This is a genomic window from Microvirga sp. VF16 (assembly GCF_016864375.1).
Taxonomy (GTDB): domain Bacteria; phylum Pseudomonadota; class Alphaproteobacteria; order Rhizobiales; family Beijerinckiaceae; genus Microvirga.
This window is the reverse complement of sequence record NZ_CP069354.1, coordinates 3,445,092-3,460,372: the sequence shown is the minus strand read 5'-3', so window position 1 is coordinate 3,460,372 and position 15,281 is coordinate 3,445,092. Positions and strand designations below refer to the sequence as shown.

The following is a 15,281-nucleotide window of genomic DNA, read 5'->3' as shown; positions in this document are numbered from 1 at the left end:
CCCTCAAACCTGTTGATATGATTGGAGAATCTTTCCCCACAACCTAAGGTCAATCCATTCTTGATATGATATATCGATAACTATAAGCTGCGGTCGGTTGCTATATCGGCCCTGCAAATCCGCCTTGAGCTGCATGAGGACCTGATCGTGACCAAAGCATCAGGGGGATCAGCCATGGCTTTTACAGTATTGCGCGGCAGCGACGAGCAGCAGGTCAACTTCATTACTGCCGGCAATCAATCTCATCCGACGATTGCAGCGGTCCAAGGGGGCTGGGTGGTAACCTGGACCGGACAGGATGCCAATGGCACGGGCATCTATATGCAGCGTTATGACAATGACGGTAACCCGTTGCTCGAGACCGACGGGATAATCAACGACCGACTTGTTAATACCAAAACGGACAACCATCAGATGTTCTCCTCCGTTGTCGGTCTCGACAATGGCGGCTGGGTCGTAAGCTGGATCGAACAGCGGGACGGGGAGACGAGTGCAACCGTTTATCAGCAACGATACGACGCCAATGGGCAGGCTCAGGGCTCACAAAACGCCATCAATGGATCCCAGCCGGTGGAAGGCGCAAAGCATCTCGCGATGACGGCCCTTCCCAATGGCGAATGGCTCGTTACTTGGCAGGCTGGGGACGGTAGCAATTTCGGTGTCTACCAGCAGCGTTTCAATGCGAATGGTATCCCCCAGCTTGGGCCAGACGGTCAGCGCGTCAACGCCCAGTCGGCGGGCTACCAGCGTTATGCCGATGTCGCGGCACTCAAGGACGATCCGGCCAATCCGAATGATGGCGGCTGGGTTGTCGTTTGGGTCGACGGAAGCACATTCGATTCATCGGCGAATATTCATATGCGACGCTACAACGCGATGGGAGTCGCGGTGGGTACCGTGGATGTCCCGGTCGCTGTGATGGCTGGGAAGCAGACCTTGCCGAAGGTCGCCGCTCTTCCCGATGGCGGTTGGGTTGTGGTGTGGTACGGCGTCGGCGCGGATGGGACCGACGACATTTTCCTTCAGCGATACAGTGCTGCAGGAATCGCCCGCCAACCCGTCGTCGTCAATACGGAGGCCGCAAGAACGGAAAGCTCTCCAGATATAGCCGTCCATACGGACGGCAGCTTCGTTGTTACTTGGGAATCGAACTACGATGTTCACCAGCGCTACTTCGGCATAGATGGGAATCCGTTAGGCTCCGAAATCGTGGTGCCAGCCTGGCTCGGAAGTGTGTTCAATGAGAACCCGGAGACGACCTTCCTTCCCGATGGGCGGTGGGTAGTCACCTGGCAGACGCAGAACCAGGATGCTGCCCCAGGAGCCGGCATTGCGCAGCGCATCTTCACGCCGACGTCGGTCCAGATGGCGACCGCTGGCCAAGAGATCGCAACAGGCAGCGGCTTAGGCGAAACCCTTCAGGTTGAAGTGGACGGTCTTTCCGAAGGTGACATCCTAGACGGAGCCGGTGATGTCGACACGCTGGAAATGATCGCAGCGGGGACGATTGACCTCACCCTTCCGACCAAGCTCCTCAATTTCGAGCGACTCATCGGGTCCGATGAGAACGATACCATACTGACTGACCAAGACCGGCTTGCCCAGTTCACCACCCTCGATGGCAGAGATGGCGACGATAAGCTCGTGCTGTTCAATGCCGGGGAATACGACCTGAGCAGCAAGACGATCACCGACATCGAGAAGATCGTGCTCACGGATTTCGTCGAATATTCAATCACCGTCCGTGATGTAGAAACCGCGCGCCTCATCCAAGGTGGTCAAGGCTTTGATACAGTGAGCTTGGTCAATGGGACTTTCTCCCTTGAGGATCGGATCCAGCTGTTCAGCCAAGGCATCGAAAGACTTCACGACGAAAACGGCGACGACACGAACGATCGTCCGGAGATCGCCAACTTCAACGGCGACTATGCCAGGACTCTCATTGGCGGATCCGTCCGGCTCGACGCAGGCGGGGATGCTGTCGTCTCGGAGGATCTAGGGCAATTTGCATCCCTTAAAGTGGTCATCTCGAACCGAGTTGCAGGTGAGGATCGGCTGACGATCGTCACCGGCAACGGGGTGACCCTTTCCGACGGCATGGAGGTTGAAAGCCGAGTCTCTGTGGTGGATTCAGGAGGCACATCGGTCGAGATCGGTACGATCAAGAAGAATGGCCTGACTAAAGATGGCTTGCGGATCGATTTCGATGCAGACGCGACGCCGGCCCTAGTCCAGACGCTCATCCGATCGCTCAGTTATGTCAACACAGCAGGCGATATCGCCGTCCTCAAGCAGCGCGATGTCGTAGTGACCCTCACCGACGCCGCCGGGGCTTCCGATACGTTCAGCGTCGGTGTCGACCTTGCGGTCAATACAGGGGGCGCCGGGAACAAGCCCCCGGTCCTGGGAGGGCTGAGCGCTATACCGATCCGGGTCAACGATACCGGGATTCTTTCTCCCTTCGCCCAGGCCTGGGTCGCTGATACGGACGATGTTGTGGTCTCGGTTACGATCACGCATGATCCGGCAAAAGGCACTCTCGTCCTGCCAGCGAACAACATCGGTCATTACGATCCGAAGACCGGCATTTACACGATCGAAGGCGCTCGACCCGACGATATCACGGCAGCCATTCGCACGCTCCAGTTCAATCCAACGGATCGAACCAGCCCCATAGGATCCGTCGATCCGACCGTGTTCACGATTACGGTAATCGACGGCGCCAATGCCTCTGCCGAGGAAGAACTCACTGTCGAAGTCGTCACAACGGATCGTCCCCCTTCTGTGCCGGTCCTTGACGGCACTGCAAGCATCGCCGAATTGGCGGGGGATGGCACATCCATCGGGCGGATCAGTTCGACGGACCCCAATGGACAGGGTGTGACCTACTCACTGCTCGGTGCCGAGAAAGCTCCCTTCGAAATCGTCGGCAACGAGCTTAAGGTGAAGAGTGGCATCGCGCTCGATTATGAGCAGACGCAAAGCTACACATTTACCATCCGCGCGACGGCGAACGGACTTTCGAATGACCGCCTCGTCACGATCCAGGTGACAGACGTCAGTCCGGAAAGAACTTCGGGCAGCACCGCAAATGACAAGATCGTTGGTGGCGTGGGCAAGGATACGATTTACGGGGGTTCCGGGAACGACACGCTCGCGGGTGGACTTGGCAATGACACGTTGCGGGGGGACGGGGGCAAGGACGTCTTCGTGTTCGATACGAGGTTGAACAAGAGCACGAATGTCGACAAGATCCTGAACTTCTCCACGAAAGATGACAGTGTCTGGCTGGACAATGTGGTCTTCACCAAGCTGGGGAAAGGCACGCCTACTAAACCAGTGAAGTTCAAGTCGGACATGTTCGTCACCGGCACCAAGGCGCAGGATCGGGAGGACCGGATCATTTACGACAAGAAGACTGGCTCACTCTATTATGATGCGGATGGTACCGGCTCTTCGGCACAGGTGAAGATCGCCACGCTATCCAAGAGCCTCCAGATGACTTACGCCGACTTCTTCGTCATCTGAGGCGCACTCCAATCCGCTGGCTTATCTCCGGCGGATTGGCGTTCTTTGATCGAAGATTTCCATTATTTCAGACAAAAGGCCCGGAGTGCATCCGGGCCTTTTCACTTAGAGAATGAAATCTGCCGCCGAAAGCTGTACCTTCAGCACGTTTTCGAGCTTGATGTAATGGCTCGTCCCAGACAGAGTGACGAGGGAATAGCCTGTTCTGTCGGCGATGCTGAGGTTGTCGAAGGAGCCGAAACGCCAGGCGCGCAGATCGATCTGGTCCTCGCCCGGGCGGAAATACTGGATCGTGTCCCTGCCTGACGACAGATCGAAGGCGAAGAGATCGCGCCCGCCGCCACCATCCATCGTGTCGTTTCCGCTGCCGCCGTTCAGATAGTCGGCACCCGTGCCGCCATAAGACGAGTCGCCGATCAGGCGGTCATTGCCTGAGCCGCCGAGCAAAGTGTCGTTGCCGTAGCCTGCATTGGCGCCGGTGATGTGGGCATCACCATAGAGCACGTCGTTGCCAGAGCTTCCATTCAGATAGTCGTGCCCACCGCGACTCTGGTCGTTCAGGGATACGGCATCGCCATAGAGCGTGTCGCTCCCGGTGCTGCCGTAGAGGCTGTCGTTACCGCCGACGGAGGAGGCGATCATAGTGTAGGCATCGCCGTAGAGGGTGTTGTTGCCGCTTTCTCCCGACAAGTAATCCGCTCCGCCGATCGCATTGTCGTAGAGCGTATAGGCGTCGCCGTAGAGCCGGTCGTTGCTCGAGCCGCCGTAAAGTCTGTCGGCTCCGCCCACGGCATAGTAGCGCATCTCGTGGCCATCGCCGTAGAGAATGTCCTCGGAGCCGCCACCTCTGAGAGTGTCGTGTCCCCCGATTGCGGAATGGATCAGGGAGCTTGCATCGCCGTAAAGCGTATCCCGTCCACTGTCGCCATTGAGCGCGTCGGATCCGCCTCGCGCGGCACTCCTCAACGTAAAAGCGTCCCCATAAAGTCGGTCGTCGTCGTTGCCGCCATAGAGGAGATCGGCGCCGCCCACGGCAGAACCTGTCATCGAATGCGCATCTCCGTAGAGAGAGTCGCTGTCGTTGTCGCCATAGAGCCTGTCGGCACCGCCACTCGTCGTTGCCGACATGGTATAGGCATCGCCGAAAAGACTGTCGTTGTCATAGCCGCCATAGATCTTGTCGGATCCACCTCTCGCGGAGCCGGACATGGTGCGGGTATCACCATAGAGTTTGTCGTATCCGGCCTCGCCCCAGATCCTGTCCGAACCGCCAGCCGATGAGGAGCTCATCGTGTAGGAATCGCCATAGACCGTATCGCCGTCGAAACCGGCCCAGATCGTGTCGGATCCGCCACGCGCCGAGAGCCGTAAGTATCTCGCATCGCCATAAAGATAGTCCGCGCCATTGTAGCCGTGGAGCGTGTCGCCCCCGGTCGTGCCTGAACTGCGAGTGGCGCTGCTGTCGCCATAGAGACTGTCGGAGACAGTGGTGCCTTCGAGAAAATTCCTGCCCAGAGAGCCAACTTTGCGTGCCATTCTTCGTGGATCCAATCGAATCTGTAACTTTGGAGCGTGTAGCTTATTTTCCTGTTACAGGATATCCATACGGAACCGCTGCGTCATATGGCCGTAGCTTTGTATTGTGCTGGTCCCGGTCCTCATCATCTCAGGCTTGATGTTTCGGGCGAGGAGTGGTTAGCCAACAGGCACCATCATTCAGAACGAAGACATCATGAGCCGCTCCTCGCCATCCCTCGACACGCTCTTCACCTGGATCCGCACCGAGAGCCCGACCCATGACCGGGCCGGGGTCAACCTGATGATGGATCTCGTCGTCGCGCAGATGCAGGACGCGCCGGTCGCGGTCGAGCGCATTGCGGGCGAACAGGGCCTGGGCGATGTTCTCGTCCTGCGGGCCGGCCCGCAGACGTCCGAGCCTGGCATCCTGGTTATGTCGCATCTCGATACGGTGCATCCCGTCGGCACCATCGAGAAGGACCTGCCATTGCGAATCGAGGGCGATCGTCTCTACGGACCCGGCGTCTACGACATGAAGGGGGGCGCCTATCTGGCGTTGGAGGCATTCAAGGATGTCGCCCGCAGGGGTGCGGCCGCGCGGCCCATCATTTTTCTCGTGACGCCGGACGAGGAGATCGGCTCGCCGATCACGCGGCCGATGATCGAGGATCACACTCGTCGTTCGGCCTACGCGCTCGTGACGGAACCGGCCCGCGATGGTGGCCAGATCGTCACCGCTCGCAAAGGGGTGGGGCGTTTCGACGTGCATGTCGAAGGCCGTCCCGCCCATGCGGGCTCGCGCCACAAGGACGGACGCAACGCCGTCTATGAGGCTGCGCGCCAGATCCTCGCCATCGAGGCTCTCACCGATTATGCGCGTGGCGTCACCACGACGGTCGGCATGGTCTCCGGCGGCACGGCGGTGAACACCATTCCCCAGCACTGCCATTTTCCCGTCGATCTGCGCGTCGAGACGGTGGCGGATGGCGAGGCACTGACGGCCGCCATTCTCGGCCTGAAGCCCTCGAATCCGGATTTCAAGGTCACCGTCACGGGCGGCATGAACCGGCCGCCCTATGAGCGGACTGAAGGCACGTCGAAGCTCTTCGATCATGCCAAGTCGCTTGCGGCCGAAATCGGCTTCGATCTCGTGTCGTCGCCCCGCGTCGGCGGCGGATCGGACGGGAATTTCACGGCGGCTCTCGGCACGCCCACCCTCGACGGTCTCGGCATCGACGGCGACGGAGCGCATACGTTGCAGGAATACGGCCTGATCTCCTCGATCGCGCCGCGTCAGCAACTCATGACGCGCCTGCTGGAGACCTTGCGCTGAGCACAATCGCTATCTCCGATCTGCGCGACCGTCCCGGCTTCGCCGATGCGGTTGCGGATCGGATCTGGCGCGCCTTCTGGAAGAAGGATGGGCATCCGCTGAGCCTTCTCACTGGGCTCGTGCAGGAGAGTTTCGGCGAAGGGCCGATCCCTTCGGCCTTCGTGGCTCACGAGGGCGAACGATTTGTCGGCACCGTATCCGTCATCGCCTGCGATGAAGATTCCAGGCCGCAATACACGCCCTGGGTCGCAGCGCTCTGGGTCGAGCCCGAGCATCGCCGGAAGGGGATAGGAGCCGCGCTGGTCGGCAGGGCTTCCGCATTCGCGTTCAAGGCAGGTGCGGAGCGGATCTATCTGCTCTCAAGGGCGCAGAGGCGACCCTTCTATGAAAATCTTGGATGGGCGGTTCTCGAGGCGAATGCGCCGGAGGAGGGCATGTTCATTCTCGTCCGGGACAGGTCTGCCTGACCGAGATCGTCAGGCTGCCGGCGCCCGAAGCAGCGCCAACACCCCGTCGATGATGAACTGCACGGCAAGACCGGCGAGGATCACGCCGAGGAGGCGGGTCAGCACCACGTTGCCGGTCACGCCGAGCCAGCGGGAGACCCGCTCGGCGGCGGAGAACACAACGAAGCAGCTCACGATACCGAGCGCGATCAGGATCAGCAGCGAGGTGAGATGGACGATGTTGCCGTACGCCCGTCCGGCGAGCAGGATCACTGCCGTGATCGCGCCGGGGCCTGCCATCAGCGGAATGGCGAGCGGGAAGGCGGCCACATTGCGAATGTGATCCTCGGTGATGGCGATATCGGCCGTGTGCTGCTTGCGCTCGTTGCGGCGCTCGAACACCATCTCGAAAGCGATCCAGAACAGCAGCATGCCGCCGGAGATGCGGAAGGCCGGGAGGCCGACGCCGAGCAGCCGCAGAAGCACCTCGCCGCCGAGGCCGAAGAAGGCCAGGATGCCGAAGGCGATCAGACAGGCCCGCATGGACACCCTGCGGCGCTCCGCGGCGTTCATGCCGCGGGTCAGCGAGACGAAGATCGGCGCCAGCGCCACCGGATCGAGTGTCACCAGAAGCGTGACGAGGGCGGCGGAGATAAAGTCGAAGAGCATCGGCTGGACCTTCCCTTAAGCTTTGCGTTATGGCGTCCCCAGGCGGATTTGGCGAGGGGTGGAGTGACAATGTTCACGGTTTTGGATCGGATCAGCTGGCCGGGGCACCCGGACAAGCCCAACGAGGACATCTGCGGCGTTTCCGGCGACTGGGCCTGGGTCATCGATACGTCGATCTTTCCCGGCACCGCGCCCGTCGTCCACGAGACAAGCGACGCCACCTGGCTCGCGAGGTTCGCCGATGGGCGGCTCTCGAACCTCGCTCCTCAGGCCGAAGACGGCGTGACCCTCCTGCGGCGCGTCATGGAGGAGGCCCGCATTGCTTATCGGGCCGTCGCGCCGGCAGAGAGGCATGAGGATTTCATCACTTGGCCGCTTGGAGCCATGACGCTGGTGCGCCGGAGGGGGAATGTGCTCGATGCCTGGACCTTCGGCGATACCACGGCTTACGTCCGGCAGCCGGATGGATCGGTGCAGGTCCTGGGCGATGCGCCCGGCCTGCGTGATTTCGAGTCGGCCAAGGCGGCGGAACTGATGCAGCAGGCAGGCTCCAGGCCCACGGCCATCCTCGGTGAACCCGTCTTTCTCGCGTGGCTCGGCGAGCGCCGCGAACGGCAGCGTAAAAGCGGCATCCCGGCCGCCGTCTTGAGCTTCAATCCGGACGCCGTCGACCGGTTGCGGCACGAGACAGTGCCTTGCAGCGAGGGTACGGCGATCCTCCTCGCCTCGGACGGCTTCTCGGCGCTCGTCGATCTCTACCAGGCGCTGGACGCTCGAGCCCTCATGGAGGCCGCGCTCACTACCGGCCTCGAACCCCTGGTGAAGCTGGCGCGGGAGATCGAGACCGAACGCGACCCGGATGGCAGGCTCTATCCAAGGTTCAAGATCAGCGACGACACGACGGCGCTTTTGCTGCGGGTGTAGCCTGCTCACCATTCGCGAGGGCCGGAGCACATTCTGCCATGCAGACCGGATGTCATCCCCGGCGAGTACAGCGAGGAAAGGGGATTCAGAGCACCGCGTGTGAGCGGTTTCCCTTCCCCTCCACTGACGCTCCGGCCGGGAATGACACCGGATTCCACCCCGCCGTCATCCCCGTCCCCGGACTTGATCCGGGGATCAGGCCCGGGGATCCACGCCTTTGCAGCGCTGCGGTTCCGAAGACGGGATGGCCGGCACGAGGCCGGCCATGACGCGGTGAGGCGAGTGTAATGTTCTATTTTTGTTCTTGACAAGGTTCCTAGCCTTAGCTATATCGTTGCCTCAGATCTGCTCCTGAGAGGGGCGCGCTCGCGAGGCGTCGCAGTGTGGGAGCAGGCACGGTCCCGTGAGGCTGACTCGCAATCGGCTTCGACGGGAGGCCCAGGATGTGGGCGGGTGGTCGGGATCGGTCGCAGGCCGCCGTCGCGCAGACGGTCACCGCCGGCGGCGGTTGACTGAGCCGGCCTCGCCTGTCCGCCTAAAGAAGCCGTGCGCGAAGAGGCAGTTCGGCTCTTCCATCTCCCATCAGACATCGAGCCGGGCTGCCTGTCGCGCCACCCTCGATCACCACTCAGGCTCGCAGCGCAAGCTGCGGGCCCCACGGTGCTGGCTCTCTGACACAGACGCATCGACACCCACGCCCGTCATGGCCGGACGTGATCCGGCCATCCACGCCTTTTGCAGCGTTGTGGCTCCAAAGACGTGGATCCCCGGGCCTGATCCCCGGATCAAGTCCGGGGACGGGGATGACGCCAGGAGAACCCTCATCGAGAAACGTCATCCCGGACGGCATCAGCCGATCCGGGATCGCAAGACCATTCTGGGGCTGTCATCCCGAGGCCGCGCAGGGGAGCCCGGGATCCATAACCACGACGTTCAATCAGTCCGGCATCGCCAGTGGTACTGGATCCCCGCCTGCGCGGAGATGACAGTGGAGGTGCAGGAGCCACATCCTGCCAACGATCCCGGATCGGCTGCGTCGTCCGGGATGACGGGCGTAACAAGTGCGAATTTCCGGGATTGATCGAGAATGGCGCTGAGTGAAGTGCCAAAGTTGAGGTAAATCAGTTATTTAGGTTCGGTTGCTGCATCTGTGTGTTAGCTTCTGCGCTGCGCTGCGAAAGTGCCACAGGAGCGAGCCTGCCCACCGTCCAGCCCAACCCTACAATAAGTTGCTGAAACGTAAACGGATTTCGGCTCTCGCCTTGCCTCTGGAAAACCCGTCAAAAAGCTTGAAAATTCCGGCGTTCTCGCCCATCTAAGAGGCTGATTTCAATTGGATTCGCGGGCCTGCCGGACGGCTTGACGAAGCGGCATCGACAAGCCGCCTCTCGCGAAAGGGCAGACCGTTTTAAGAAAGACCAACCTTGACCGATCCGAACGATAACCGCCCCGGCGGCCCCGGTGGGGACCAGCCGGCGAGCGACATCAAGCTGATTTCCATCGTCGACGAGATGAAGCGCTCCTATCTCGATTACGCCATGAGCGTGATCGTGAGCCGCGCTCTGCCCGATGCGCGCGACGGTCTCAAGCCCGTGCACCGGCGCATCCTCTATTCGATGCACGAGAACGGTTACACGCCGGACAAGAAATACGTGAAGTCCGCCCGCATCGTCGGCGACGTGATGGGTCAGTACCACCCGCACGGCGACAGCGCGATCTACGACGCCTTGGTGCGCATGGCGCAGGATTTCTCGCTGCGTCTCATGCTCGTGGACGGCCAGGGCAATTTCGGCTCCGTGGACGGCGATCCGCCGGCGGCGATGCGCTACACCGAGTCTCGCCTCGCCAAGGCGGCGATGCCGCTTCTCGACGATATCGACAAGGACACGGTCGACTTCACGCCCAACTACGACGAGTCGAAGGACGAGCCGTCGGTTCTCCCGGCACGCTTCCCGAACCTGCTCGTCAACGGCGCCGGCGGCATCGCGGTCGGCATGGCCACCAACATGCCTCCCCACAATCTGGGCGAGGTCATCGACGGCTGCCTGGCGCTCATCGACAATCCCGGCATTTCCGCCGAAGAGCTCATCGAGATCATCCCCGGTCCGGATTTTCCGACCGGCGCGCTGATCCTCGGCCGCGCGGGCGCCAAGTCCGCCTACACGACGGGCCGCGGCTCCATCATCATGCGGGCGAAGTCCGAGGTCGAGGAGGTCCGCAAGGATCGCGAGGCACTGATCTTCACCGAGATTCCGTATCAGGTGAACAAGGCCTCGCTGATCGAGAAGATCGCCGAACTCGTGCGCGAGAAGAAGATCGAGGGCATCGCCGATCTGCGCGATGAATCCGACCGCGACGGCATGCGCATCGTGGTCGAGATCAAGCGCGACGCCATGGCGGACGTGGTGCTCAACCAGCTCTATCGCTACACGCCGCTGCAGACGAGCTTCGGCGCCAACATGGTGGCGCTCAACGGCGGCCGTCCCGAGCTGATGACGCTCAAGGACCTGATCCAGGCCTTCGTCGATTTCCGCGAGGAAGTCGTGTCGCGCCGGACCAAGTTCCTGCTCAACAAGGCCCGCGAACGCGCCCACGTGCTGTGCGGCCTTGCGATCGCCGTCGCCAATATCGACGAAGTGATCCGCCTCATCCGCACCTCGCCCGATCCGAACACGGCCCGAGAGGCGCTCATGGGTCGCGACTGGCCGGCGCACGACATCGCGCCGCTGATCGCGCTCGTGGACGATCCGCGCCACAAGATCAACGACGACGGCACCTATCGTCTCTCCGAGACGCAGGCCCGCGCCATCCTCGACCTGCGCCTGCAGCGCCTCACGGCTCTCGGCCGGGACGAAATCGGCGACGAACTCGCCAAGCTCGCGGCGGAGATCTCCGACTACCTCGAGATCCTGCGCTCGCGCGCTCGCATCATGGGCATCATCAAGGGCGAGCTGACGGAGGTTCGCGAAACCTTCGCCACGCCGCGCCGGACGCAGATCGTCGATTGGGACTCGGACCTGGACGACGAGGATCTGATCGCCCGCGAGGACATGGTCGTCACCGTGTCCCATGCCGGCTACATCAAGCGCGTTCCGCTCTCGACCTACCGGGCGCAGCGCCGCGGCGGCAAGGGCCGCTCCGCCATGGCGACGCGGGACGAGGATTTCGTCACCCGGCTGTTCGTGGCGAACACGCACACGCCCGTCATCTTCTTCTCCTCCGAAGGTCAGGCCTACAAGGAGAAGGTGTGGCGCCTGCCGCTGGCGGCTCCGAATGCCAAGGGCAAGGCTCTGGTGAACATGCTGCCGATCAAGCAGGGCGAGCGCATCACCACCATCATGCCGCTGCCCGAGGACGAGGCGTCCTGGGACAAGCTCGACGTGATGTTCGCGACTTCGCGCGGCACGGTTCGCCGCAACAAGCTGTCCGATTTCGTCCAGGTCAATCGTGGCGGCAAGATCGCCATGAAGCTCGATGAGGGCGATCACATCGTCGACGTGCAGATCTGCTCCGAGCACGACGACGTGCTGCTCACCACGGCGAAGGGCCAGTGCATCCGGTTCCCGGTCACGGATGTGCGCGTATTCAAGGGCCGCGACTCCATGGGCGTGCGCGGCATCAACTTGGCCTCGGGCGACGACATCATCTCGATGGCGATCCTGCGCCACGTGGAAGCGACGGGTGAGGAGCGTGCGGCCTATCTCAAGATGCGCCGCGCCGTCACCGGCGAGCAGATGGGTTCGGATGCCGATGCATCGGAGGATGCCGAGGAGACGGAAGGCGCAAACTTCTCGCTCTCGCAGGAACGCTATGCGGAGATGAGCGCGCAGGAACAGTGCATCCTGACGATCTCCGAGAAGGGCTACGGCAAGCGCACCGTGTCCTACGAGTACCGGATCACCGGACGCGGCGGCAAAGGCATCACGGCCATGGCGGTCAACAGCCGCAACGGCAAGCTGGTGGCCTCCTTCCCGGTCGAGAACTCGGACCAGATCATGCTCGTCACCGATGGCGGCCAGCTGATCCGCGTGCCGGTCGACGGCATCCGCGTCGTCGGCCGCAACTCGCAAGGCGTCACCGTCTTCTCGACCAAGGACAAGGAAAAGGTCGTCTCGGTCGAGCATGTCGAAGGTGAGGAAGACGAGAACGGCGAGAGCGTCGATGACGCTGCGACCGAGGGCGGCGAGGCTGCGGAAGAGTAAGGTTCCTCAACCGTTTGGAATTATGGAACCCGCCGGCTTAGGTCGGCGGGTTTTCTCATAGGCTCTGTCTTCCCACCGTCATTCCGGGGCCGCGGAGCGGAGCCCGGAATCCATAGCCACTAAGCTTTGTCGATAAATACGGTTCGGATTGCGCATCGTCCTATCTTGCATCCTCAGCGGCTATGGATTCCGGGCTCGGCCCTATAGGCCACCGCGGAATGACGGCGGGTGCATCGGCGCGATCTTCGAAACTCAACCCAAACTCGCCAGCGCGGCCGGGCTCAAAACCGCGACGGCGGTGACAAAGACGATGCAAAGACGAAAGATCATATCTCTCTCCTGACCTAAGGTGAGCTATATCTCTCATGACCCTGTCCAGCTTGCCGTGTGCCAGCGCACGGCTTGCTTGGCAGCCCCAATCCGGCTACGCCTTGGCCCCATGACACGCACCGCGCTCTATACCGGCAGCTTCGATCCCGTCACCAACGGGCACCTGGACGTCCTGCGCCAAGCCTGCAATGTGGCGGACAGGATCGTCGTTGCCATCGGTGTCCATTCCTCGAAGGCTCCGATCTTTTCCGCCGAAGAGCGGGCCGAGATGCTGCGCGAGGTCTGCGGGCCGATGCTCAAGGCCAGGGATGTCGAGCTGGAGGTCGTAACCTTCAGCGATCTGGCGGTCGAGGCGGCCCGGCGCCATGGCGCCAGCCTGATCGTGCGTGGCCTTAGGGACGGCTCGGATTTCGACTACGAGATCCAGATGGCCTCCATGAACGCCACCATGGCGCCGGAGGTCCAGACGCTCTTCTTTGCGGCTTCGCCCCCGGTTCGCCCCATCACGGCCACGCTTGTGCGCCAGATCGCCGGGATGGGTGGCGATATCTCGGCCTTCGTGCCCGGTCTTGTCGCCGAGCGTCTGAAGGCCAGATTCAAGCAGCCTTAAAGTTTCATTTCCTCGAAGGGAGACTTCTCACCATGAAGCGTTTGCTCGCAGCCGGAGCGTTCGTGCTCGCTGGCCTCGTTCCTGCCATGGCCCAGCCCGCCAATGACCCGCAGAACACGATCTTCCTCGACACCAAGGACGGTCGCATCACCATCCGCCTGCGTCCGGATCTGGCGCCGAAGCATGTCGAGCAGATCAAGGCTTTGACGAAGCAGGGTTTTTATAACGGCGTCGTCTTCCATCGGGTGATCGACGGCTTCATGGCTCAGACGGGCGATCCGACCGGCACCGGCACTGGCAAATCCAGCCTGCCCAATATCCCGGCCGAGTTCACCAAGACCCAGTACAAGCGTGGCTCGGTCGGCATGGCCCGCTCCCAGAGCCCCGATTCCGCCAACAGCCAGTTCTTCATCTGCTACGACGGCTGCGGCCCGCTCACAGGCCAATACACGCTCTTCGGCGAGGTCGTGTCCGGCATGGACGTGGTCGACAAGATCAAGAAGGGTAACCAAGCCGCCAACGGCATGGTGTCGAGCCCGGACAAGATCGTGAAGATGCAGCTCGCCGCCGACGCGAAGTGATGCGCTCTCTGCGACCATACAGGGCATGGATCGCCGTGGTTCTCCTGAGCCTGGGCCTTGCTGTGCCGGCGCTCGCTCAGGGGAGCCTGTTCGACGACTCGGACGAGCGGCGCGAGCCGGCTCCATCCCTGCCGCAGAGCTTCAACGGCATCATCCGTCCGCCGAGCGGGGAGGAGTTGCCGAAGCAGGTCGATACCCTCAACGACATCGTGCGCGCGATGCAGGCCTGCTGGCGGCCAACGGGCGTGCGCTATTCCGGCCAGTCGGTAACGATCCGGATCAGCTTCAAGCGGAACGGCGAGGTACTCGGCAAGCCGATGATCACGCATTACCGCGAGGGCGAGCCCGACGCGGCGAACCGGGGGGCCTTCACCCAGGCCGTGCGGGAGGCCCTGGTACGTTGCTCGCCCATGCCGTTCACCGAGAAGCTCGGCGCGGCGGTGGCCGGTCGTCCGTTCACCTTCCGCTTCGTCGATTCACCGGCGACGGAAAAATTGCAGTCCCTCTAGCGTCGCATACGCCCACTAAAGCAGGGCATCGGATCGGCCCCCGAAGTGCAAATCACTTTTGGGCCCGCTGCTCTAGTGACTGGCCGCCGAATCCCCTAAATACACGCCATTCCAAGGAGATTTCCCATGGCAGATCCCGAAAACACCATCATCATGGAAACCACGAAGGGCCGCGTCGTCATCGAACTGCGCCCCGATCTCGCTCCCGGTCATGTGGAGCGCATCAAGACGCTGTCCCGCCAGGGTTTCTATGACAACGTGCCGTTCCACCGGGTGATCGACGGCTTCATGGCCCAGACCGGCGATCCGACCGGCACCGGTACCGGCGGTTCCGATCTGCCGGACCTGAAGGCCGAGTTCAACGCCGAACCGCATGTGCGCGGCATCTGCTCCATGGCCCGCACCAACCAGCCGCATTCGGCGAATTCGCAGTTCTTCATCGTCTTTGACGACGCTCGCTTCCTCGACAAGCAATACACCGTCTGGGGCAAGGTGACCGAGGGCATGGAGAACGTGGACAAGATCAAGCGCGGCGAGCCCGTGCGCGATCCCGACCGCATCGTCTCGATGAAGGTCGCGGCAGACGCGGCTTAACACGACTGATGGGCCGTCATCCCGGGGCCGCTCTGCG

At 61.9% G+C, this 15,281-nt stretch carries 11 protein-coding genes; 9 read left to right on the top strand and 2 right to left on the bottom strand.

Features of this window, described 5'->3' with window-relative positions:
- Nucleotides 1-174: 174 nt before the first annotated feature.
- On the top strand, nt 175-3,528 hold the full coding sequence (locus tag JO965_RS16095; RefSeq protein WP_203439868.1) for a cadherin domain-containing protein: 3,354 nt from the start codon (nt 175-177) through the stop codon (nt 3,526-3,528).
- A 105-nt stretch (nt 3,529-3,633) separates the two neighbouring features.
- Here JO965_RS16095 and JO965_RS16090 read toward each other — a convergent pair whose 3' ends face one another.
- Nucleotides 3,634-5,064: a calcium-binding protein gene (locus tag JO965_RS16090; RefSeq protein ID WP_203439867.1), complete on the bottom strand. Its 1,431-nt coding sequence runs from the start codon at nt 5,062-5,064 to the stop codon at nt 3,634-3,636.
- Between the two features lie 196 nt (nt 5,065-5,260).
- Between JO965_RS16090 and JO965_RS16085 the strand changes: the two genes are divergently transcribed.
- Nucleotides 5,261-6,379 carry a M20 family metallopeptidase gene (locus tag JO965_RS16085; RefSeq protein WP_203439866.1) on the top strand — a complete coding sequence of 373 codons (1,119 nt, stop codon included), beginning with the start codon at nt 5,261-5,263 and terminating at the stop codon, nt 6,377-6,379.
- Nucleotides 6,380-6,498: 119 nt separating this feature from the next.
- Nucleotides 6,499-6,846: a GNAT family N-acetyltransferase gene (locus tag JO965_RS16080; protein WP_246776585.1), complete on the top strand. Its 348-nt coding sequence runs from the start codon at nt 6,499-6,501 to the stop codon at nt 6,844-6,846.
- A 9-nt stretch (nt 6,847-6,855) separates the two neighbouring features.
- On the opposite strand, the gene JO965_RS16075 is transcribed toward JO965_RS16080, so the two are convergent.
- Nucleotides 6,856-7,494, bottom strand: a complete 639-nt coding sequence (locus JO965_RS16075) for a MarC family protein (protein ID WP_203439865.1) — start codon at nt 7,492-7,494, stop codon at nt 6,856-6,858.
- 69 nt (nt 7,495-7,563) lie between these two features.
- On the opposite strand from JO965_RS16075, the gene JO965_RS16070 reads away from it, so the two are divergent.
- The 6 genes from JO965_RS16070 (at nt 7,564) to JO965_RS16045 (ending at nt 15,244) form a co-directional block, all read left to right on the top strand.
- Nucleotides 7,564-8,418, top strand: a complete 855-nt coding sequence (locus JO965_RS16070) for a protein phosphatase 2C domain-containing protein (protein ID WP_203439864.1) — start codon at nt 7,564-7,566, stop codon at nt 8,416-8,418.
- Between the two features lie 1,511 nt (nt 8,419-9,929).
- Nucleotides 9,930-12,620, top strand: a complete 2,691-nt coding sequence (gene gyrA / locus JO965_RS16065; protein ID WP_246776889.1) for a DNA gyrase subunit A — start codon at nt 9,930-9,932, stop codon at nt 12,618-12,620.
- A gap of 439 nt (nt 12,621-13,059) precedes the next feature.
- A complete protein-coding gene (gene coaD, locus JO965_RS16060; protein WP_203439862.1) occupies nt 13,060-13,560 on the top strand; it encodes a pantetheine-phosphate adenylyltransferase in 501 nt (166 codons plus the stop codon).
- 32 nt (nt 13,561-13,592) lie between these two features.
- A complete protein-coding gene (locus JO965_RS16055) occupies nt 13,593-14,141 on the top strand; it encodes a peptidylprolyl isomerase (RefSeq protein ID WP_203439861.1) in 549 nt (182 codons plus the stop codon).
- On the top strand, nt 14,141-14,650 hold the full coding sequence (locus JO965_RS16050) for a hypothetical protein (protein ID WP_203439860.1): 510 nt from the start codon (nt 14,141-14,143) through the stop codon (nt 14,648-14,650). The genes JO965_RS16055 and JO965_RS16050 overlap by 1 nt, the downstream gene beginning before the upstream one ends.
- A gap of 126 nt (nt 14,651-14,776) precedes the next feature.
- A complete protein-coding gene (locus tag JO965_RS16045; protein ID WP_203439859.1) occupies nt 14,777-15,244 on the top strand; it encodes a peptidylprolyl isomerase in 468 nt (155 codons plus the stop codon).
- Nucleotides 15,245-15,281: the final 37 nt, after the last annotated feature.

Excerpts from the sequence above, each read along its gene's own strand:
- JO965_RS16095 (WP_203439868.1), top strand. The coding sequence starts at position 175 with ATGGCTTTTACAGTATTGCGCGGCAGCGACGAGCAGCAGGTCAACTTC.
- JO965_RS16090 (WP_203439867.1), bottom strand. The coding sequence starts at position 5,064 with ATGGCACGCAAAGTTGGCTCTCTGGGCAGGAATTTTCTCGAAGGCACC.
- JO965_RS16070 (WP_203439864.1), top strand. The coding sequence starts at position 7,564 with ATGTTCACGGTTTTGGATCGGATCAGCTGGCCGGGGCACCCGGACAAG.
- JO965_RS16055 (WP_203439861.1), top strand. The coding sequence starts at position 13,593 with ATGAAGCGTTTGCTCGCAGCCGGAGCGTTCGTGCTCGCTGGCCTCGTT.
- gyrA (WP_246776889.1), top strand. The coding sequence starts at position 9,930 with ATGAAGCGCTCCTATCTCGATTACGCCATGAGCGTGATCGTGAGCCGC.
- coaD (WP_203439862.1), top strand. The coding sequence starts at position 13,060 with ATGACACGCACCGCGCTCTATACCGGCAGCTTCGATCCCGTCACCAAC.
- JO965_RS16075 (WP_203439865.1), bottom strand. The coding sequence starts at position 7,494 with ATGCTCTTCGACTTTATCTCCGCCGCCCTCGTCACGCTTCTGGTGACA.
- JO965_RS16085 (WP_203439866.1), top strand. The coding sequence starts at position 5,261 with ATGAGCCGCTCCTCGCCATCCCTCGACACGCTCTTCACCTGGATCCGC.
- JO965_RS16050 (WP_203439860.1), top strand. The coding sequence starts at position 14,141 with ATGCGCTCTCTGCGACCATACAGGGCATGGATCGCCGTGGTTCTCCTG.
- JO965_RS16045 (WP_203439859.1), top strand. The coding sequence starts at position 14,777 with ATGGCAGATCCCGAAAACACCATCATCATGGAAACCACGAAGGGCCGC.